The sequence below is a fragment of the Amycolatopsis sp. NPDC104775 genome (assembly GCF_055583325.1).
The window spans coordinates 174,834-193,378 of record NZ_JBVJOE010000002.1 but is presented as its reverse complement, the minus strand read 5'-3'; the positions used below and the strand labels follow the sequence as shown (position 1 = coordinate 193,378).

General features: G+C 69.5%; 17 protein-coding genes and 1 pseudogene. 11 read left to right on the top strand and 7 right to left on the bottom strand.

Features of this window, described 5'->3' with window-relative positions; all coding sequences use genetic code 11:
• Positions 1-2: 2 nt before the first annotated feature.
• Positions 3-722, top strand: coding sequence for an ESX secretion-associated protein EspG (locus ACZ63D_RS09745; protein ID WP_465353889.1), 720 nt, complete (start codon positions 3-5; stop codon positions 720-722).
• Between the two features lie 20 nt (positions 723-742).
• Here ACZ63D_RS09745 and ACZ63D_RS09740 read toward each other — a convergent pair whose 3' ends face one another.
• Both ACZ63D_RS09740 and mca read right to left on the bottom strand, forming a co-directional pair.
• On the bottom strand, positions 743-1,093 hold the full coding sequence (locus tag ACZ63D_RS09740) for a hypothetical protein (RefSeq protein ID WP_465353888.1): 351 nt from the start codon (positions 1,091-1,093) through the stop codon (positions 743-745).
• Positions 1,090-2,004, bottom strand: a complete 915-nt coding sequence (gene mca / locus ACZ63D_RS09735; RefSeq protein ID WP_465353887.1) for a mycothiol conjugate amidase Mca — start codon at positions 2,002-2,004, stop codon at positions 1,090-1,092. Before mca ends, ACZ63D_RS09740 begins: the two co-directional genes overlap by 4 nt.
• Before the next feature lie 216 nt (positions 2,005-2,220).
• Between mca and ACZ63D_RS09730 the strand changes: the two genes are divergently transcribed.
• The 3 genes from ACZ63D_RS09730 to ACZ63D_RS09720 all read left to right on the top strand — a co-directional run bounded on the left by ACZ63D_RS09730 (position 2,221) and on the right by ACZ63D_RS09720 (position 4,230).
• Positions 2,221-2,640, top strand: a complete 420-nt coding sequence (locus tag ACZ63D_RS09730; protein WP_465354736.1) for a DUF4307 domain-containing protein — start codon at positions 2,221-2,223, stop codon at positions 2,638-2,640.
• 187 nt (positions 2,641-2,827) lie between these two features.
• Positions 2,828-3,328 (top strand): transcription elongation factor GreA, encoded by a 501-nt coding sequence (gene greA, locus ACZ63D_RS09725; protein WP_465353886.1) that lies wholly within the window; start codon positions 2,828-2,830, stop codon positions 3,326-3,328.
• 98 nt (positions 3,329-3,426) lie between these two features.
• Entirely contained in the window at positions 3,427-4,230 is an 804-nt protein-coding gene (locus ACZ63D_RS09720) for an MBL fold metallo-hydrolase (RefSeq protein WP_465353885.1), read from the top strand.
• Here the strand turns inward: ACZ63D_RS09720 and ACZ63D_RS09715 are convergent.
• Positions 4,214-4,684: an Lrp/AsnC family transcriptional regulator gene (locus ACZ63D_RS09715; RefSeq protein ID WP_009083170.1), complete on the bottom strand. Its 471-nt coding sequence runs from the start codon at positions 4,682-4,684 to the stop codon at positions 4,214-4,216. The two genes, ACZ63D_RS09720 and ACZ63D_RS09715, sit on opposite strands and share 17 nt — an antisense overlap.
• Before the next feature lie 121 nt (positions 4,685-4,805).
• Between ACZ63D_RS09715 and hppD the strand changes: the two genes are divergently transcribed.
• From hppD to ACZ63D_RS09685, 6 genes and pseudogenes are all read left to right on the top strand, one after another.
• Positions 4,806-6,005, top strand: a complete 1,200-nt coding sequence (hppD, locus tag ACZ63D_RS09710; protein ID WP_465353884.1) for a 4-hydroxyphenylpyruvate dioxygenase — start codon at positions 4,806-4,808, stop codon at positions 6,003-6,005.
• Positions 6,006-6,204: 199 nt separating this feature from the next.
• Positions 6,205-6,768 carry a YbaB/EbfC family nucleoid-associated protein gene (locus ACZ63D_RS09705; RefSeq protein WP_465353883.1) on the top strand — a complete coding sequence of 188 codons (564 nt, stop codon included), beginning with the start codon at positions 6,205-6,207 and terminating at the stop codon, positions 6,766-6,768.
• A 30-nt stretch (positions 6,769-6,798) separates the two neighbouring features.
• Positions 6,799-7,104: a type VII secretion target gene (locus ACZ63D_RS09700; RefSeq protein ID WP_009083178.1), complete on the top strand. Its 306-nt coding sequence runs from the start codon at positions 6,799-6,801 to the stop codon at positions 7,102-7,104.
• Positions 7,104-11,510, top strand: a complete 4,407-nt coding sequence (locus ACZ63D_RS09695; RefSeq protein ID WP_465353882.1) for a hypothetical protein — start codon at positions 7,104-7,106, stop codon at positions 11,508-11,510. Before ACZ63D_RS09700 ends, ACZ63D_RS09695 begins: the two co-directional genes overlap by 1 nt.
• A gap of 5 nt (positions 11,511-11,515) precedes the next feature.
• A complete protein-coding gene (locus ACZ63D_RS09690) occupies positions 11,516-12,367 on the top strand; it encodes an immunity 49 family protein (RefSeq protein ID WP_465353881.1) in 852 nt (283 codons plus the stop codon).
• Positions 12,368-13,229: 862 nt separating this feature from the next.
• Positions 13,230-13,601: pseudogene (locus tag ACZ63D_RS09685) on the top strand (ferredoxin); the annotation flags it as partial.
• A 462-nt stretch (positions 13,602-14,063) separates the two neighbouring features.
• On the opposite strand, the gene ilvA reads toward ACZ63D_RS09685, so the two are convergent.
• Entirely contained in the window at positions 14,064-15,269 is a 1,206-nt protein-coding gene (gene ilvA, locus ACZ63D_RS09680) for a threonine ammonia-lyase (RefSeq protein WP_465353880.1), read from the bottom strand.
• 95 nt (positions 15,270-15,364) lie between these two features.
• Here ilvA and ACZ63D_RS09675 point away from each other — a divergent pair, with 95 nt between their 5' ends.
• The gene (locus tag ACZ63D_RS09675) at positions 15,365-15,628 is read left to right on the top strand and encodes a hypothetical protein (protein ID WP_465353879.1); all 264 of its coding nucleotides are present in this window, start codon (positions 15,365-15,367) and stop codon (positions 15,626-15,628) included.
• Positions 15,629-15,919: 291 nt separating this feature from the next.
• On the opposite strand, the gene ACZ63D_RS09670 is transcribed toward ACZ63D_RS09675, so the two are convergent.
• From ACZ63D_RS09670 to ACZ63D_RS09660, 3 genes are all read right to left on the bottom strand, one after another.
• Positions 15,920-17,077, bottom strand: coding sequence for a cystathionine gamma-synthase (locus ACZ63D_RS09670; protein ID WP_465353878.1), 1,158 nt, complete (start codon positions 17,075-17,077; stop codon positions 15,920-15,922).
• A gap of 102 nt (positions 17,078-17,179) precedes the next feature.
• Positions 17,180-17,833, bottom strand: coding sequence for a hypothetical protein (locus tag ACZ63D_RS09665; protein ID WP_465353877.1), 654 nt, complete (start codon positions 17,831-17,833; stop codon positions 17,180-17,182).
• Between the two features lie 85 nt (positions 17,834-17,918).
• Positions 17,919-18,470 (bottom strand): hypothetical protein, encoded by a 552-nt coding sequence (locus ACZ63D_RS09660; protein ID WP_465353876.1) that lies wholly within the window; start codon positions 18,468-18,470, stop codon positions 17,919-17,921.
• Positions 18,471-18,545: the final 75 nt, after the last annotated feature.

Sequence of the window (18,545 nt, the reverse complement as noted above, 5' to 3'; positions counted from 1 at the left end):
CGGTGCGCGCGACCGAGCTGTCCCTCGACGCCCTCGTCGGCGCGCTCCGGGAAGCCGGGTTCGCCGAGCCGCATCCGGTGTTCTCGGGACGGCTCCGATTCACGGCGGAGGATCAGCGGCTGCGCGAGGCCGTCCGGGGCGAACTGGACTGGCTCGGCCTGACCGAGCACGGCCGGTTCGCCGACGAATTCGAGGACGTGCTCTACGCGCTGGGCCGGGCCGACACCGAATACGTCGCCCACGTCGAGAACCAGGACGTTCGCTACGGCGTGCTGGTCGCGGTCCGGGGCCGGACCGGCGTCAAGGCGTTGTGCTGCGGCGACCGGGTGCGGCTGAAAGTGCTCGACGGGACCCGGAGCCCGGCCGGTGCGCTGGTGGCGAGCCTGCCGCGGTACCGGCCAGCCCAGCTGACCGCGTTCTCTCTCCCCCAGGAGGACTTCCAAGCCGACTTCTCCGCCGACCGCGACGCGGCCGTCCGCCAGGTCGACGCCCTGTTCCAGCAGACCTGTTTCGGCGTCGGCGAGATCACCGTCGTCGTGCGCGAACCGGCTCGGCCAGGGCGCACGGAAGCCGGGCCGCTGAGCTACCTCGACCTCACCGACGGGCGCGTCGCGTTCGAGGTGTCCGGGCCGGAGGAAAACCGGTACATCACGGTGCTGCCCGGCGAGGACAGCCTGCTCACGGACAAGATCGCCGCCCTCCGCGACGGGCTGGCCGACTAGCCAAGGCCCGTCGCCGGAGGTCAGTCGCTCTTCTTGGCCGCCGCCGCATCCGGCTTCTTCTCGGCAGCCGCGGCCGGTGCTTCCTCCGCCCCTGCCGAGGCGGGCTCAGCCGAGCCTGCCTCGGCAGCGGTCTCCGAACCGGCCTCTTCCTTGTCGAAGCTTTGCGGCACCTTCTTGAGGTGCTTGCTCATCGACCGGACCAGGAAGACGACCGCGACCAGGAACAGGATCAGCACCAGCAGGCCGACCGGCGAGGACTTGCCGAAGTCCTCGCCCTGGCCGCCGTTGTCCCCGCTGTCCGGCTGCTGGGCCAATACCAGCGCCGACGCGGTGAGCGGGACGACCGCGACGGCCGGCACACCGAAACTCATGGGCTCACCTTCTCCTTGATGCCTGCGAACAGATCGTCCTCCGGCAGCGTGCTATCCACCAGGGAGCGGTTCAGCTCGTACTCCTCAGTGGGCCACACCTCGCGCTGGATCTCCAGCGGAACGGCGAACCAGCGGCTGGTCGGGTCGATCTGCGTGGCGTGCGCTTTCAGCGCCTCGTCGCGCACCTCGAAGTATTCCGCGCACTCGATCCGGGTCGTCACCCGCTCCATGATGTCGGCGCGGTCCGGGTCCCAGGACTTGAGCCACTCCTCGTACGGCGACTCCAGCCCGGCCTCCTTGAGCGCGGTGTCGAACGCCACCATCCTGGCCTTGGAGAACCCGTGCATGTAGTAGAGCTTGAGCGGCTGCCACGGCTCGCCCGCCTCGGGGAACCGCTCCGGGTCGCCCGCCGCGTCGAAGGCCGCCATCGACACCTCGTGCGTGCGGATGTGGTCCGGGTGCGGGTACCCGCCGTTCTCGTCGTAGGTCGTGATGACGTGCGGGCGGAACTCGCGGATCACGCGGACCAGCGCCTCGGTGGACTCCTCCAGCGGGATCACCGCGAACGAGCCCTCCGGCACCGGCGGAAGCGGGTCGCCCTCGGGCAGCCCGGAGTCGATGAATCCCAGCCAGCGGTGGCTCACGCCGAGGATCTTCGCCGCGCGCGCCATCTCCTCGCGGCGGATCTCGCTCATGTTCGCCAGCACGTCCGGCCGGTCCATGGCCGGGTTGAGAATGCTGCCCGCCTCGCCTCCGGTGCAGGTCACGACCATGACCTCGTGCCCTTCGGCGACGTATTTGGCCATCGTGGCGGCGCCCTTGCTCGACTCGTCGTCGGGATGGGCGTGCACCGCCATCAGGCGCAGTCGCTGCTTGCGGTCTTCTGTTGTCAGCTCGTCGGCTCCCACCATGGTCCGAACGGCCCTTTCCTGTCCTGTTATTCCGTGACACCTGGTTGCGCCTCGGTAAACCGCCCCGGCTCCGCGCCTTCGGAACGGGTCGCGGATACTCGACCAGGGTGGTGCCCCGGACCGGCCGCACCGCCTATTGTCCCCAGGGGTACGACAAGTTTGACCGGAGGCCCGGATTTGCCGAGCGGGGAGACTGTGACCGCCGAGGGCGACGCCATGCCGGCGCGGCCCGCGGACCGGTACGGCACCGCGGGCAAGGGCAAGCCGTCCAAGCGCTGGCGGAGGTGGCTTTTCGTAGCCGTCGCGCTGGTCGTGAGCTGCGCGATCGGCTGGATCTACTACCTCAACCTCGGCAAGACCCCGATCGAAGCGGAGCGCGTCGGCTTCAAGGAACTGCCGAACGACGCGATGCAGGTCACGCTCAACGTCACCCGGGACGACGACAGCAAGCCCGGAGTATGCGTCGTCCGGGTGCGCGACCGCTCCGGCACGGAAAGCGGCCGCCGGGAGGTGCTGGTTCCCGCCGGGGCCAGCCACAGCAGGGTCAGCACAGTGGTGAAGAGCATCGGGACCCCGGTGACCGCCGACGTGTTCGGCTGCTCGTATTCCATACCACGCTATCTGTCAACCCCGTAGCGGCCAACGGAGTGAAATGCGCGGCGAGCGTCCGCTCGGCGTGAAATGGACCGGCGTCGACCTGTCCTGCCGTGATACGCTCGTACACCAGCACGGCCCCCGACGGGCCGTGTTTTTCCTTTATCTCAGCCGCGTGCGTACGCGGTGGCCGGCTTGTACACCCAAGCCTGGCAGGCCCTACGAGGAGATGGTGACCGTGAGCGACACCAAGGTGACCTGGCTGACCCAGGATGCCTACGACAGGCTCAAGCACGAGCTCGACGAAATGATCGAGAATCGTCCGGTCATCGCCGCCCGCATCAACGACAGCCGCGAAGAGGGCGACCTCAAGGAGAACGGCGGCTACCACGCGGCCCGCGAAGAGCAGGGCCAGGCCGAAGCCCGGATCCGGCACCTGCAGGAGCTGCTGCGCAACGCGAAGGTCGGCGAGGCTCCGGACGACGACGGCACGGCGGGCCCCGGCAAGGTGCTCACCGTCAAGTACGACGGGGACGACGAGGAGGAGAAGTTCCTGCTCGCCACCCGGGAGGAAGGCGCGGAGGGCGAGCTCGACGTGTACTCCCCCGAATCGCCGCTCGGCAAGGCGCTGCTCGGCGCCAAGGAGGGCGAGTCCCGCGAGTACGAGCTGCCGAACGGCAAGACCATGAAGGTCACCCTGGTCAAGGCGGTGCCCTACACCGAGTCCTGACTCGTTTCCGCCGAACGCGCGCCCGCCCGGTTTCTCCGTGGCCCGGCGCGCGTTCGGCGGTCTAGCGTGTCTTTCAGCTGAACCACTGGAGGACACCGATGAGCACCATGCCGCTCTGCCTGACCTGCGGGACGCAGTACGCCGCCCCGCGAGCGGACTGCCCGATCTGCGAAGACGAACGCCAGTACGTGCCGCCGGGCGGGCAGAAATGGACCGACCTGGCCACGCTCCGCTCGGACGATGCGCTCAAGCCGAGGGTCGAGGAGCAGGGGCCCGGCCTGATCGGCGTCGGCTCGGATCCGAAGTTCGCGATCGGCCAGCGCGCGCTGCTGGTCCGCGCGGCGAGCGGCAACTTCCTCTGGGACTGCTCCGCCTACCTCGACGACGAGCTGATCGGCAAGATCACCGAACTCGGCGGCATCACCGGCATCGCGATCAGCCATCCGCACTACTACACGACGATGGTCGAATGGGCGCGTGCCTTCGACGTCCCGATCTACCTGCACGAGAACGACCAGCAGTGGATCGGGCGGCCGGACCCGTCGATCCAGCTGTGGACCGGCACGACGCTGCAGGTCTCGCCGGACCTCCAGCTGATCAACCTCGGCGTGCACTTCGCTGGCGGCACCGTCATGCACTGGCCGGACGGCGAGGAAGGCCGCGGCGCGCTGCTGACCGGCGACATCGTGCAGGTGGTCCCGGACCGTACGCACGTCGGTTTCATGTACAGCTACCCGAACCTCATTCCGGAGCGGCCGAGCGTCGTACAGCGCGCCGCGGAACTGTTGGAGCCGTACGCATTCGACGCTCTCTACGGCGCGTGGTGGGACGCCATCGTGCGTACGGACGCCCATAACGTCGTACAGCGCTCCGCGAAGCGCTATCTCACGTACGTGTCCTAGCCGTTCGTTCGAGCAACGGCCGCACTCGCGGCGGCACTGGTGTCGACAGCGCGATCGAAGTCGAGGTACGCAAGACATCCGGCACGCCAACCACTTCGTCGATGACGCGTTGCAGATCGTCGTTGTCCCGAGCGACAAGGCGTACGAAGAGGTCGCCTTGTCCGGTGGTGGCGTGCACTTCGCACACTTCGTCGATCGCAGCCAGTGCCTCCGCGACACCGGCTCGTTTGCCCTGCGCGATTTCCAGCACGGCGAACGCGGTGAGGCTGTATCCCATCGCGGCCAGATCGAGTTCCGGCGGGAAGCCGCCGAGGATGCCGCGTTCGGTGAGCCGGTCCAGCCGTGCCTGCACGGTGCCGCGCGCGACGCCGAGCCGGCGCGCGCATTCGAGCACGCCGAGGCGAGGCGAGTCGGTGAGCAACAGCAGCAGCCGCGCGTCGAGCGAGTCAAGCACCGGTTTTCTCCCTGCGCAGGTTGTCCAAGATGACTGAGCTTCTCCAGGATAAGCTGAACATATTGTCCAGTCGAAACGGAAACCGTTGCGCAGCTTGCCGGGCGCGACTCATGCTCACTGCATGACCTCCACGATGGATCCGCACGGCGCACTCGACGACGTCAGCTACGACCAGCTCCGCCAGCTCGTCGGACTGGTGGACCACGACGCCTCGACCGACCCGTTCCCGGTCAAGGCACTGGACGCGGTGGTCTTCATCGCGGGCAACGCCACCCAGACCGCGTGGTTCTACCAGGTCGCGTTCGGCATGCAGCTGGTCGCGTACTCCGGTCCCGAGACGGGACAGCTCGACCACAAGGCCTTCGTGCTCAAGTCCGGTTCCGCGCGCTTCGTGATCACCGGCGGCGTGAAGCCGGACTCGAAGCTGCTCGACCACCACCGCCGGCACGGCGACGGCGTGATCGACCTCGCACTCGAGACCACCGACGTCGACAAGTGCGTCGAGCACGCCCGCAAGGAGGGCGCGACGATCCTCGAGGAGCCGCACGACGTCTCCGACGAGCACGGCACGATCCGCCGCGCGGCCATCGCGACCTACGGCGAGACCCGGCACACGCTCATCGACCGGTCTCGCTACAACGGCATTTACCTGCCCGGCTTCGAGCCGCGCGAGGGCACCGTCAAGCGGCCCGAGGGCGCGCCGAAGCGGCTGTTCCAGGCGGTCGACCACTGCGTCGGCAACGTCGAACTCGGCAAGATGGATTACTGGGTCGACTGGTACCACCGCGTCATGGGCTTCGTGAACATGGCGGAGTTCGTCGGCGACGACATCGCCACCGACTACTCGGCGCTGATGAGCAAGGTGGTGTCGAACGGCAACCACCGGGTCAAGTTCCCGCTCAACGAGCCGGCGATCGCGAAGAAGAAGTCGCAGATCGACGAGTACCTCGAGTTCTACGAGGGCGCCGGCTGCCAGCACATCGCGTTGGCCACCAACGACATCATCGCCACCATCACCGCGATGCGCGCGGCGGGCGTCGAATTCCTCGACACCCCGGACTCGTACTACGACGACCCCGAGCTGCGCGCCCGGATCGGCGAGGTGCGCGTGCCGATCGAAACGCTGAAGGAGCACCGGATCCTGGTCGACCGCGACGAGGACGGCTACCTGCTGCAGATCTTCACCAAGCCGATCGGCGACCGGCCCACCGTGTTCTACGAGCTCATCGAGCGGCACGGTTCGCTCGGCTTCGGCAAGGGCAACTTCAAGGCCCTGTTCGAGGCCATCGAGCGGGAGCAGGAGCGCCGCGGCAACCTCTGATCCGTATCCTGTTTTCTCCCGGCCCGTCCGCGATCCTCGCGGGCGGGCCGGTTTTTATTACGGCGCGCAACCGGAAGTTCGCGTACAGTAGTCGACATCACGTAAGAAACCGCGCCGCGCGGACAATTCGGAACCGCGCGGAACCGACGGGGTCGCGCGTCCGTCATTCTGGAGAAGTCACCGTGGAGAAGGGGGCCCGATGCCGGACAGCGTCGACGCCAGCGAGCAGATGATCGAGGGCTGGACCAAGCAGCTCCAGCAGACCGCTGCCCGCTACCAGGCGATGGCCGAGCGCATGCAGGGCCAAACCGTCACCGAACGGTCGAAGGACGGTTCGGTCGAGGTCACCGTGGATGCCAAGGGGCTGCTCAAGAACCTGGTGCTCGCGGACTCCGCGGCAGGCAAGAAGATGGCCGAGGTCTCCGCCGAGGTGATGCGGCTCGTGCAGCGCGCGCAGGCCCGGATCCCCGAACTGTTGCAGCAGGCCGCGGCCGAGACCGTCGGCGGCGATCAGACCACGGAAACGCTGGTGGCCGACGCGCAGAAGACGTTCCCCGCGCCGCCCGCCGAGGAACCGGCCGAGTCCGCATCGGACCGGGTGCGCCGGTTTTTGCCGGAGGACGCCGAAGAAACGGCTGCCGCAGCGCCGCCCCCGCCGCGTCCGGCAGGTCCGCCGGCACCACCGCCACCGCCTCAGCAGCAACGCCGCCGCCGGAGTTCGTCGGACGAGGACGACGACTTCGGCGGATCGATCCTGTCCTGACTCGAAGCCGTCGCAGGGGAAAGAAAAACCATGGCACCCAGGGGTTATGAGATCGGCGGCGATCTCGAGGCGCACGCTCGCCAGCTCGACGCACTCGCCGACGGGCTCAAGCAGGCTGTCGACGCCGCGCACCAGGTCAGCATGCCGACCGACGCGTACGGCATTCTCTGCCAGCCGTTCCGGATGATGCTCGACCCGGTCGAGAACTACGGGATCGAGGCACTGCAGAACACCGTCACCGCGATGGACGCGCAGGCGCAGAAGGTGCGCGACGCGGCGAAGGCGTACGACAGCTACGAAGGCGAAGCCGCCGGTTCGATGAAGGCGAGCGACTGATGCCCGACGCCAATCCGCTGGTCGTCGAGTCCAAAAAGGACGGCGACGGGCCGGGGCCGTTCACCGAGGGCAACGGCGATTACGGCTACGCCACCGGCATCAACATCGCCGAATCGGCGACGGACGCGTTCAAGGGGATCGCGGACGGCGACTGGGTTTCCGGCGGGCTGGGCGTCGCGAGCCTCGCCGGCGAGATCGCGGGCGCGGCGATCGACCCGTTCGGCTACCTGATGTCGTCGGTGGCGTCGTTCCTGATGGAGCACGTGCAGCCGCTGAAGGACATGCTGGACTCGGTCGCGGGCAATCCGCCGGTGATCCAGTCCTATGCCGACACCTGGGGCAACGTCGCGAAAGCGTTGCAGGAACGGCAGAAAGACCTCGAGAACGCGGTCAAGACCGGCACCGCGGAGTGGAAGGGCGACGGCGCGGACGCCTACCGCAAGTCCGCGGCGGAGGCGGCCGAGGCGATCGGCGGCGCGGCGACGGTCGCGAGCGCGATCGGCACCGTGACCATGATCATGGGCCAGGTCGTCGCCTTCGTGCGCGGCCTGGTGCGGCAGCTCATCGCGGATCTGGTGGGCAAGCTGATCTCCTGGGTCATGGAGGAGGTGTTCTCGCTCGGGTTCGGGACGCCGCTGGTGGTCGCGCAGGCCGTCACGGCGATCTCCAAATGGGGCGAGAAGATCAGCGAACTGCTGACGAAGCTGTGCGAGACCATGCGCCGGGTCTCGCCGCTGCTCGGCAAGCTCGCCGAGGTGTTCACGAAGATCATCAAGGTGCTGGGCAAGCTGGCCGGCAAGGTCACCGGCCTCGACGTGATCAGCACGAAGAACATCAAGGCGGGCGGCTTCTTCCACCGCGGCGGTTCCGGCGGCGGCGGTGCGGGCGGCTCCGGCGGCGGTCATCACGGCGGATCCGGCGAAGGAGACGCGGATCCCGCCTCGCCGTCGAGTTCACGGCGCTCCAACGGGTCGGGCGACTCCGACGGCGGCGACGGTTCGACCGGCAGCCACAACAGCTCAGAAGGCGCGGACGGCTCCGACGCGCCCGGCGATCACCCGGGCGATTCCGGCAGCCACAACGGATCCGACCGTCCGAGCAGCGACAGCCCGTCCTCGTCCGGCTCGCATTCCTCTTCCCCGGACAGTGCCGGACCGTCCACAATAGACACTGTGACGTCGTCGACTCGGCGCGGTTCCGACAGCCCCGGCGGGAGCCACTCCGACCCGAGCCCGTCGACATTCGCCGGTGATTCGAGCCCGGTGGGCGGCGGGGGAAGCGGTCCCTCGGACACTTCGTACTCGCCGCGAAGCTCTTCGCACAGTGATGGCCCGTCCTCGGTCAGCGCTCCGCCCAGCCACGCCAGCGGGGCTCCATATTCCGGCGGATCGTCCTCGGGCGGCGGCACGCATTCCGGCGGCAGCGAGCCGAGTCCGCATCATTCGAGCAGCAACGACTCGACGTCGGCGAGCGGGTACGCCCCGCCTCGCGCGGACGCGCCTTCTCCGCAATCCGCTCCCCCGCAGCACCTCCGCTCGAACGACGGGGGTGGTTCGGCACCGAACCAGACCCCGGCGGGCGGCGGAATTCCGCAGCAGGGCGGCGGCGGCAGCCCGACCAGCGCCCCGGCTGGCGGCGGTCCGGCACCTCGGCCCACCGGCAGCGGCTGGACCGGGACGCCGGGGACGCGGGCTCCCGAAGTCGCGCCGAACCGGGTTCCGGACAGCGGTCCGTCGGGGCGGCGGCCGAGCGGCGGGCCGAGCCCGGCGGACGGCGGCGGGCCGGGTCGCACTCCGGATCGTTCCGGGCCCGGCTCGCAGCGGTCCGGTGACGGTGGCTTTTCCCCGCAACGACCTTCCGACGGTGGTTCGACCCCGTCGCGCGGCGACGGCGGGTCTTCCGCGCAACGGCCCACTGGCGGCGGGTCAGCCCCGTCCCGCACCGGCGACGGCGGATCCCCTTCGCAACGGCCCTCTGACGGCGGATCAGCCCCGTCGCGCACCGGCGACGGCGGATCCCCTTCGCAACGGCCCGCCGACGGCGGATCAGCCCCGTCGCGCACCGGCGACGGCTCCACCCCGCAACGGCCCGAGGGCGGCGGTTCTTCGCCGCAGCGTCCGGCGGATTCGTCGAGCGGCGGTCCGCAGCGGCCTGGCGACGGTGACGTCGGGCAGCCCAAACGTCCTGGCGCCGAACCGGGTCTCGGCCGTTCGGAGCCCGCACCGGCGTCCGGCGGCGGATCGTCCGCGTCGGGGAACCGCGGGTCCGGCGACGGCTCCGCGCCCCCGGCCGCGGCGGCCGTCGCGACGGGTCCCGGAGCTCAGCGCGGCGGTCCGGAAGCAGGAGGTGGTGCGAGGCGTCCCGATGGCTCGCCTGAGCCCGTCGCACGCGGCGGTGCGCGTACTGACGCGCCGCCCGCCAAACCCGGCGAGATCAACAGTCCACAACGGACTGGAAAAGAATCCCCGGCGCAGAACGGCAAACCGAACGTCGACGAGTCCGGGAAGCCGAAGGAAGGCGGGAAGCCGGAGAACACCGCGCCGGAGAAGAAGCCCGGCGACGCGGAACACAAGCCGGGCGAGGACCACAAACCAGGCAGCGACACGCCCGAGCGCAAGCCGGACCACGCCGACCCGGAGCGCCACGAACCGAAGCAGCACGACTCGGACGGGTCGAACCACCACGACAACTCCGACGGCACTCCGCCGCACCACGACGAGCCGCTGTCGCCGGACGAGGTCAATCACCGGCACGCCGAGGACACCCCGGCAGGCAGCTCGTACCACCGCGACGACCCGGAACTCGGCGACCTGCCGCACCGCGTCCAGCCGGATCCGGACGGGCGCTACACGGTCGACGTGCACGTCACGGCGGACGGGCACGCCCGCATCGGCGACCGGCTGTACACGCCGGAAGAGTTCGCGGACATCCTGCGGCACAACGGAAATTACGACGGCAGGCCGATCCGGCTGATCGGCTGCGACGCCGGGTCAAACGATTTCGCGCACCGGCTGTCGCGCGACCTCGACACCGAGGTGCTGGCTCCGAGCAAGCCCGCTTGGACCGACTCGCGCGGCCATGTCTTCTCCTCCGACTACGAAATCGGCCCCGACGGACGCATGCGACCGCGGATCCCGCCGGACGGCGAATGGTCGGTGCACCGTCCCGACGGTACGGCGCACCGCGTCGGCGACGACGGGTTCGCCCCGGACGGCAAGCACCACGACCCGCACGACGTCGACGCCGACGGCTCCCGGCATCGCGGCGAAGACGGGGACGACGACGACCTCGACTGGCGCGACCGGCCCGGACCGGACGGCCGCACGCCGCGGGAAAACCTCGCCGACCCGGAATACATCAAGAAGCACTACTACGAGTGGACCGACCAGAAAACCGGGCGCACGGAGCTGCGGATCAAGCATTCCGCGGTCGATCCGGAGAACCCGCCGCATCCGGTGGACCTCGTCGACGGCAAGCCGGTGTTCAAGCACGACCGGCCGGCGGCGGAGTTCATGGGGTACGACGACGCCCGGTCGGGCACCCACGCGCCGCAACGCGGGGACGGGACGGCACCGGAGCACGACGCGGGCAACGGGCAGCACCAGGGCGACGGCGCCGGGCAGCACGACCGGCACGACGCCGGGGACGGCCAGCATCCCGCCGAGCAGCACGTGCCCGGGACGCATTCCGACACGTCGAACTGGCGGGAGAAGGACTACGAGGCGATCGACGAGAAGGTGCGCGATCGCGAAACCAAGTACCACGAGCTGAACGACACCCCGAAAGATTCTCCCGAGTGGAAGGACGCGCACAACGCGAAGAACGACGCGTCCGAGAAGCTGGGCGAGGAAGCTTCCGGGCACGCGGTGCGCGACCGGCTGCACCGCGAGTTCAGCCTGGCCCACCCCGACCAGAACTTCGACGTCCGGGAGCACCCGGACGCGCCTGAGGGCAGTCACCGCTACCAGATCGTCGACGGCGACGGGAACGTGCGCGCGGACATCACGCCGCGGCATCCGATCGACGGCGAGAAACCCGGGGCCGGGAACTTCGACCACATCTGGGAGGTCGACTACCACAACGGCGGCGAACCGCACTACATCGTGCACGAGGCGAAGGGGCCGGGCGGCCAGCCCAGCACCCGGTACGTGCCCGAGGACATGCGCACTTACCGGCAGGGCCACCCGAAGTACTTCGACGACATCGTCAAGAAAATGGCCCATACCGACCCCGACCTCGCGGACGCGCTCGAACGTGCGAAGCTCCAGAAGAGGCTCGATTATGTGGAGGTGCGGGCGTTGGTCGACCAAACCGAGCGCACGCACAAGAACCTCGGCTACGCCTACAAACCCTTCAACGGTTACGACTACCAGTCGCCGCTGACCCCAGCGTCCGGTGAGGAATGAGATAGATGACCGCCGTTCCCAGGCACTCCGTCAGCATCGACGTCGCGTGGAAGCAGATCGAGAAGTTGTCGCCGCAGGTGGCCTTCTACTTCGACTACATCGAGAAGGACACCAGCGCGCTGGCGAACGTGCTGCGCCGGGAGCTGATGCTCGCGCAGTACCGCAGCGTCGTCGATCCGGACGCCGAGGACCCGGACACGTGGAACGACCTCGGCCTCGCCGCACAGGCCGCGGCAGCCGCGTTCACCGCGGCGTGCGCGCCGGAGGGACAGGAGGTCGACGCGGTGATCGGCCGCCCGCGGCGCTTCGCCGCCACCGGCCCGACTCCGCGCACCGACCCGGCCGCCTGGCTCACCGCGGCCTGGCTCGCCGTCATCCAGCGGGACGACGTGCTGATCCAGCAACTGGCCGCGGTGCCGCTCGACGTGCTGCGCGCGTCCGGCATCGAGCACGACGCTTACATGTACCCGTGGGTCGAGACGCTGCAGACGTTCCTCGCGCACCGCGAAGTCACCCCGGAGATGTTCCTGCCCGCGATGGACGGGACCGACCCGGACACCGCGCAGTTCACGCCGCCCGCGGCCATGTTGCAGCTCGTGTACCCGCCGATCCGGATGTTCTACTACGTGCTGCGCCGGGATTCGGAGAAGTTCGCCGAGGCGTTCGTCTCCGCGCTGGAGCGGCACCGCGAGTTCTGGACCGCGCAAGACCGCGACACCGACCCGGAAGGCTTCCTCGCGCTGGCGCCGCTGGCGGTGGCGGTGCTGGCCCGTTCGGTCGGGATGACGTTCGACGTGCAGTCCGGTTACACGCCGGCCAACCTGCTCGCAGGCATCATCCCGCCGCAGAACGGCTGATCGGAATGAAGCGTTCGTCCGGTGAGGAGCCGCTGAACCCATGACCCGGCCACCGGTGCCGCTCACCGCTGCCCAGCAGCAGGAGCTCGTCCAGCAGATCGGCCAGACGGCCGCGGCCGCGCTGCCCGCGGGCTGGCAGCAGTTGCAGGTCCTCTGCCGCGCCGCGGGACGGCACGTGGAAGTCGACGTCGCCGTGCTCGCTCCGGACAACCGGACCTATCCGGTCCAGCCGCATCCGGACCTGCCGCGGCTGTTCGGCGTGCTGCGCACCGGGATGTACCAGCCGGGCCGCGGCACGTGGCTCAGCGCGACGCTCGTGTTCTCGCCGCAGCGGCCGCCGTACACGGACTATCAGCCGGACGTCGAACCTCGGTGGCGGCAGCTGCCTCCGCCGATCGGTTTCCAGGACGAGCTGCGGTTCTTCCCGCGCGAGGACCGGTTCGTGCCGCCGTGGTTGCGGCAGCGCGCCGGTGCGGTCGCGCCGCCGGGTGCTGTTCCAGGACAACCGGTTCCGCCGCCCGTGCCTGGCCCGGCCCAAGTGCCGCCGTTGCCGGGCACGGAGAATCCGCCGGTCTCGGCTGAGCCTGCTCCTGGGCAAGCCGGTTCAGTTCCCGCGCTCCCCGTCGACGAACCCAGCACGCCTCCGCCGCTGCCCACCGAACCCCCGCCGCTGCCCGATTTCGAACAGGCCGCGTCGGCATCGGCTGGCGATGAGGCGCAATCCGAGCCAAGCGAAGCCGCGGCGGCCGAGGTCGCTCCCGAAGCAGACGGAGCGCCTGCGGAGCCGGAAAACGTTCCCGGGGAAGAAAAACCGGCTGCTTCCGAGCCGGAATCCGTTGTCTCCGAACGAGATTCGGCGAGTCCAGCGGCCGAACTGCGCACTCCGCGGGTTTACGACGGGTTCGACGAGGCCGGTAATCCAGTTGTCGAACGGGAAGCGTTGTCGCCGGAGGAGCGCGAACGCGTCCTCGCCTACCTCGACAGCGCACCGGTCATCCTGGCGTCACGCAGCAAAGACACCGACGCCTTCGATCCGTCGCGCACGGACGCGGTCCCGCTGAATTTCCGGACCGACGGCAGCTGGGTGTGGCCCGGTGCGGTCGCCTACTACCTGCGTGAGCACGGCATTGCGCCGGATCCGGAGCTGGTCGAGCACATCCGGGCGGCCGGGTACGTCGTGCCCGAGGTGGACGAAGCGACACAGGAACAAATGCTGGCCGCGATGACCAGCCCACCCGCTGAGGAAAGCCGTCCCAGCGAAGCGGAGGCTCCGAAAGATCCGGAGCAACTGCTGAGCGAAATCTCGGCAGCGCTCGTCGCGGCGGCTCCGGAGGGCTGGCAGCGGATCGCCTTCGACTTCATGGCGCTGGGCAGGCACGCGAACCTCGCGTGCGGCGCGCGGATGGCGGACGGGAGCACGCAGCAGGTCCCCGTTGCGCGGGAGCTGGCGAAGCCGCTGGCTGAACTGCGCCGCGGCAAGTACGTCCAAGGCCGGGGCACCTGGTACACGCTCTCGCTGGTCATCGACCCGCCGTCGCACTACCAGGCCAGCTTCAACGAGGACGACGAACCGGCCTTCCACACGCCTCCGCGCCCCGAGGACTACGCACTGGACCAGGAGCTTTACCCCCGAGACGAGGATTACCTCCCGCTGTGGTTCAGCGCCCGGCTCCCGGACCGTCCACAGTAGACTTCCTCAGCTGACGATCGTGAACCCGGCGTCGGCGAGCGCGGCTTCGACCTCCTTGCAGTGCTCCGGGCCGCGGGTTTCCAGGGCGAGGGCGACGTCGACCTCGCCGAGGGCCAGGCTTCCGGAGATGCGGGAGTGCTCGACGTCGAGGACGTTCGCGCCCAGGTCTTTCACGCCCGACAGCACCGAAACCAGCGAGCCCGGCCGGTCCGGCACGCGCAGGTGCAGCTTGAGGTAGCGGCCGCCGGCCGTCATGCCGTGCTGGATGATCTGCTGGAGCAGCACGGGGTCCACGTTGCCGCCGGAAAGGATCGCCACCACCGGCGCCTCGAAAGCACCGGGATGCTGCAAAAGCGCCGCCACCGAAGCGGCACCGGCCGGTTCGACGACCAGTTTCCGTCGCTCCAGGCACAGCAATACCGCGCGGGACAAGGATTCCTCGGTGACCGTCACGACGTCGTCGACCAGCGACTGCACGTGCGCGTAGCTGACCTTGCCCGGCTCGCCGACCGCGATCCCGTCCGCCATCGTGTGCACGTCGCGCAGCCGGACCGGCCCACCGGCCGCCAGCGACGACGGATACGCGGCGGCGTCCTCGGCCTGCACGCCGATCACCCGGATCTCCGGATGCATCGCCTTCACCGCCGCCGCGACGCCGCCGACCAGCCCGCCGCCGCCGGTCGGGACCAGGATCGTTTTCACCCCCGGCACCTGCTCGAGAATTTCGAGCCCGACAGTGCCCTGGCCGGCGATGATGTCGGGGTGGTCGAACGGGTGGATGAAGACCGCGCCAGTGCGTTCTGAGAACGCGATGGCCTCGGCGAGGGTCTCGTCGACGACGGCGCCGTGGAGGTGGACCTTCGCGCCATACCCGCGGGTCGCCGCAAGTTTCGGCAGCGGAGCGCGCAACGGCATGAAGACAGTCGAGGAAATGCCAAGCAGCGACGACGCCAGCGCGACCCCCTGCGCGTGGTTTCCGGCGCTGGCCGCGACGACGCCGCGCGCGCGTTCCTCGGCGGTCAGCCCGTGGATGCGGGTGTAGGCGCCGCGGATCTTGAAAGAACCGGTGCGCTGCAGGTTCTCGCATTTGAGGTACACCGGGCCGCCGTGCAGCCGGCGCAGGTCGCGGCCGTGCTCCATCGGCGTGACGCGGGTGATGCCCTCGAGAAGCTTCCGAGCTTCCTGGATGCGCTCGACGCTGACCAGTTCCATGGCGCCGATGATGCCACCGACGGACGGCCGGGGTGCGCCGCCCGCCGGACCGGTACCCTGATAACGGCAGCCCACACCGATCAGGGAGTGCGACCATGGCACGCGCGCAGCACGGGACCACCGCACGGGCGAAGTCCCGCACCGGTCTGCTGCCGCTCGCCGCGGGCATCCTGTCCGCCGTGGCCCTCACCGGAGCCGCCTTCGCGACCGTCGAGGCGGCCGGCTGCGGGGGCCCCGCCCAGTACATCCGGCACGACAACCACATCGAACTGGTCGGCGGCTGCGTCAACGGCACCGACCTCCCGACGACGACCGGAACCCGGCAGGCCAACGCGGCGCAGGAGAACAGCAAGCCCTGAGGCTGGCTGGAGTTTCGGGCGCTGGACGGCTTGAGCTGAGGTCGGGTGGCGAGAAGCTGCTTGCTCGTGGGCAGTCAAGCGGCCGGAGACCTGAGGTGGACGGCTGCGGCGAATCGCGCGGCTGCCCTCGTTGAAGCGCCTTGTCGCGGAAATTTAGTGCGCTGCGTCAGCCGAAGGCGTCCCGGTCAAAACCGTCCGCCGTCCGCCGCTTCCTAGCGCGATCCAAAAGCTCCCTCCGGCCGCAAAAACGGGGCACCGGAAACCATCCCGGTGCCCCGCGCCGAGCCAGACTCAGCCCAGCGCCTGCGTCAGGTCCGCCACCAGGTCGCGGCCGTCCTCGATGCCCACCGACAGCCGGATCAAGTCCTCCGGGACTTCCAGCGTCGAGCCTGCCGTCGAGGCGTGCGTCATCTTCCCCGGGTGCTCGATCAGGCTTTCGATGCCGCCGAGGGACTCCGCCAGTACGAACAGCTTCGTGCGGGACGCGACCTCCAGCGCCGCCGCCTCACCGCCTGCCACGCGGAAGGACACCATGCCGCCGAAGCGGCGCATCTGCTTCGCCGCTGCCTCGTGGCCGGGGTGTTCCGGCAGGCCCGGGTAGTAGACCTTGGTGACCTTCGGGTGCTTCGCCAGGGTGCGCGCGATCAGTTCCGCGTTGTCGCTGTGCCGTTCCATCCGCAGGGCGAGCGTCTTGAGGCCGCGCAGGGTCAGCCACGCGTCGAACGGGCCGGGGACGGCACCGGCGGCGTTGCGCAGGTAGAAGAGCTGCTCGCGCAGTTCGTCCTCGTTCGTGACGACCGCGCCGCCGACGACGTCCGAGTGGCCGCCGAGGTACTTGGTGGTGGAGTGCACCACGATGTCCGCGCCGAGGGCCAGCGGCGTCTGCAGGTACGGCGTGGCGAAGGTGTTGTCCACGACCAGCCGCGCGCCCGCGTCATGAGCGGCGCCGGCCAGAGCGGCGATGTCGGCGATGCCCAGCAGCGGGTTGGTCGGCGACTCGCACCAGATCAGCTTGGTCTCCGGGCGCATCGCGGCCCGTACCTCGTCAATCCGGCTCAGATCGGCGACCGTGTGCTCGACGCCCCACAGGCTGAGCACCTTGTCGATCAGCCGGAAGGTGCCGCCGTACGCGTCGTTGCCCAGCACCAGGTGGTCACCGGGGCGCAGGACCGTGCGCAGTACCGCGTCGGACGCTGCCATGCCGGACGCGAACGCCAGCGTGTGCCGGGCACCCTCCAGCGAGGCGAGTGCTTCCTCCAGCGCGGTCCGCGTGGGGTTCGCGGTGCGCGAGTACTCGTAGCCGCCTTCGCGGGTACCGCCCACGCCGTCCTGCGCGTACGTGGACGTCTGGTAAATCGGCACGATGACCGCACCCGTGCGGGGATCGGGCTGCTGCCCGGCGTGGATCGCGCGTGTTTCAAAACCCAGGACGGAGTAGTCGTCGGCCATGGTTCCCAGGGTACGGGGCACCCCCGACAATCCCATCAGCTGGGAGGCAACTCACCATGCGGGAGGGCTGCCGGTACAAAACCCGCACCGGCAGCCCCGCGCTCACCAGCCCTGCGGCGCCGGGTAGCCGCCCTGAGCGGGGGCGTCCGGGCGGTAGTTGACCCAGTCCGCGGTCGGCTTCACGATCGCCAGCACCAGGGTCGCGATCGGCGGGATCAGCGCGATCAGGGAACCGCCGATGCCCGCCCCGAGCATCCGGGCGCTGCCCGAGTACCCGGCGGACATGACTCCGACGAAGACGACGCTCAGCACGGTGTAGGCGATCACCAGCCCGCACCCGATGATCGTGCACAGCCGGGCGGCGGGCTTGTGCAGGAACAGGCCGACGCCGCCGAAGAGCAGCAAGCCGACCAGCACCACGTTCACCACGATCGACACGTACAGCTGCCACACCGTGATGTGGACGCTCGCCACCGCGACCACGGCGACGATGAGCTGGATGATCGCGAAAATGGCCCCGATGATCGCGAGGATCCCGGCGATGATCGCGGTCGCGCCGTTCGGCTTCTGCTGGTACACGCCAGGCCCGCCCTGGTAAGCCGGGTACGGCTGGCCGGCAGGCGGGGCGAACGGCTGTTGCGGCGCGCCCGGGTACGGCTGCGCCGGCGTCGGCTGGCTCGCCGGGTACGGCTGCCCGGGGAACGGGCCGCTCTGCGGCTGCTGGGGCTGGCCCTGCGGGTTCTGGGGGTAGGTCACGGGGAGTCCTCGGTGCATCTGGTCCCGCCGGACGGCGGGTGGAGTGCCTGTATCGTGCCAGGTCCAGCGCGGTTTCGGGGCGGAATTACCACTGTCGCGAGGGTGATGAAACAGGCACTACCGGTGCCCGGTAACGCAGATAGCCGAAGGTGCGCGGCAACCCGGCCAGCACCAGCACGAGCAGCACCGCCACCGCCAGCGTGACGCGGTCCAGCGCGGCGAAATTCTCGAACCGCAGCAGTGTCCGCAGGTATTCGAGGTACGCCGGGGAACCGTCCAGCGCGGGCTCCAGCAGGAGCGCGCCGAGTGCGAGCAACGCGCCCGCGATCAGCAGTACCGCGCCGGCTGTCGCGCGGAAAAAGGTCGCGATCGCGCCGATCAGCAAGACCAGCGAAGCGGCGAGGTACGCGGCGAGATCGGCGAGCGTCAGCGGGGACAGGTCGCCGAGGCTGAATCCGGACGGAATGTCGAGGAACAGCCTGGCCGGAAGGTAGCCGGACGTCACGGCGGCGACGAGCCCGAACAGCCCGGCCGTGATCGCGGTGCTCCCGTTCGGCCGGTACGGCGCCGGTTTCGGTTTCGCCACGGAGGATTCCCGCTCCCGCTGCCGTGCCGGAAGTCCGTGCAGGCCGCTCACGGCAGGTCCCCCTCGGGCTGGAAAAGCGATTCGGACGGCGCCCACCCTAGCCGGGAAACGCACGGTTGGGGACCG

Coding starts and splice junctions, on each gene's coding strand:
- ACZ63D_RS09700 (WP_009083178.1), top strand. CDS start 6,799: ATGGCACCCAGGGGTTATGAGATCGGCGGCGATCTCGAGGCGCACGCT.
- hppD (WP_465353884.1), top strand. CDS start 4,806: ATGACCTCCACGATGGATCCGCACGGCGCACTCGACGACGTCAGCTAC.
- ACZ63D_RS09670 (WP_465353878.1), bottom strand. CDS start 17,077: ATGGCCGACGACTACTCCGTCCTGGGTTTTGAAACACGCGCGATCCAC.
- ACZ63D_RS09705 (WP_465353883.1), top strand. CDS start 6,205: ATGCCGGACAGCGTCGACGCCAGCGAGCAGATGATCGAGGGCTGGACC.
- mca (WP_465353887.1), bottom strand. CDS start 2,004: ATGGTGGGAGCCGACGAGCTGACAACAGAAGACCGCAAGCAGCGACTG.
- ACZ63D_RS09740 (WP_465353888.1), bottom strand. CDS start 1,093: ATGAGTTTCGGTGTGCCGGCCGTCGCGGTCGTCCCGCTCACCGCGTCG.
- ACZ63D_RS09690 (WP_465353881.1), top strand. CDS start 11,516: ATGACCGCCGTTCCCAGGCACTCCGTCAGCATCGACGTCGCGTGGAAG.
- ACZ63D_RS09675 (WP_465353879.1), top strand. CDS start 15,365: ATGGCACGCGCGCAGCACGGGACCACCGCACGGGCGAAGTCCCGCACC.
- ACZ63D_RS09720 (WP_465353885.1), top strand. CDS start 3,427: ATGAGCACCATGCCGCTCTGCCTGACCTGCGGGACGCAGTACGCCGCC.
- ilvA (WP_465353880.1), bottom strand. CDS start 15,269: ATGGAACTGGTCAGCGTCGAGCGCATCCAGGAAGCTCGGAAGCTTCTC.
- greA (WP_465353886.1), top strand. CDS start 2,828: ATGGTGACCGTGAGCGACACCAAGGTGACCTGGCTGACCCAGGATGCC.
- ACZ63D_RS09695 (WP_465353882.1), top strand. CDS start 7,104: ATGCCCGACGCCAATCCGCTGGTCGTCGAGTCCAAAAAGGACGGCGAC.
- ACZ63D_RS09730 (WP_465354736.1), top strand. CDS start 2,221: ATGCCGGCGCGGCCCGCGGACCGGTACGGCACCGCGGGCAAGGGCAAG.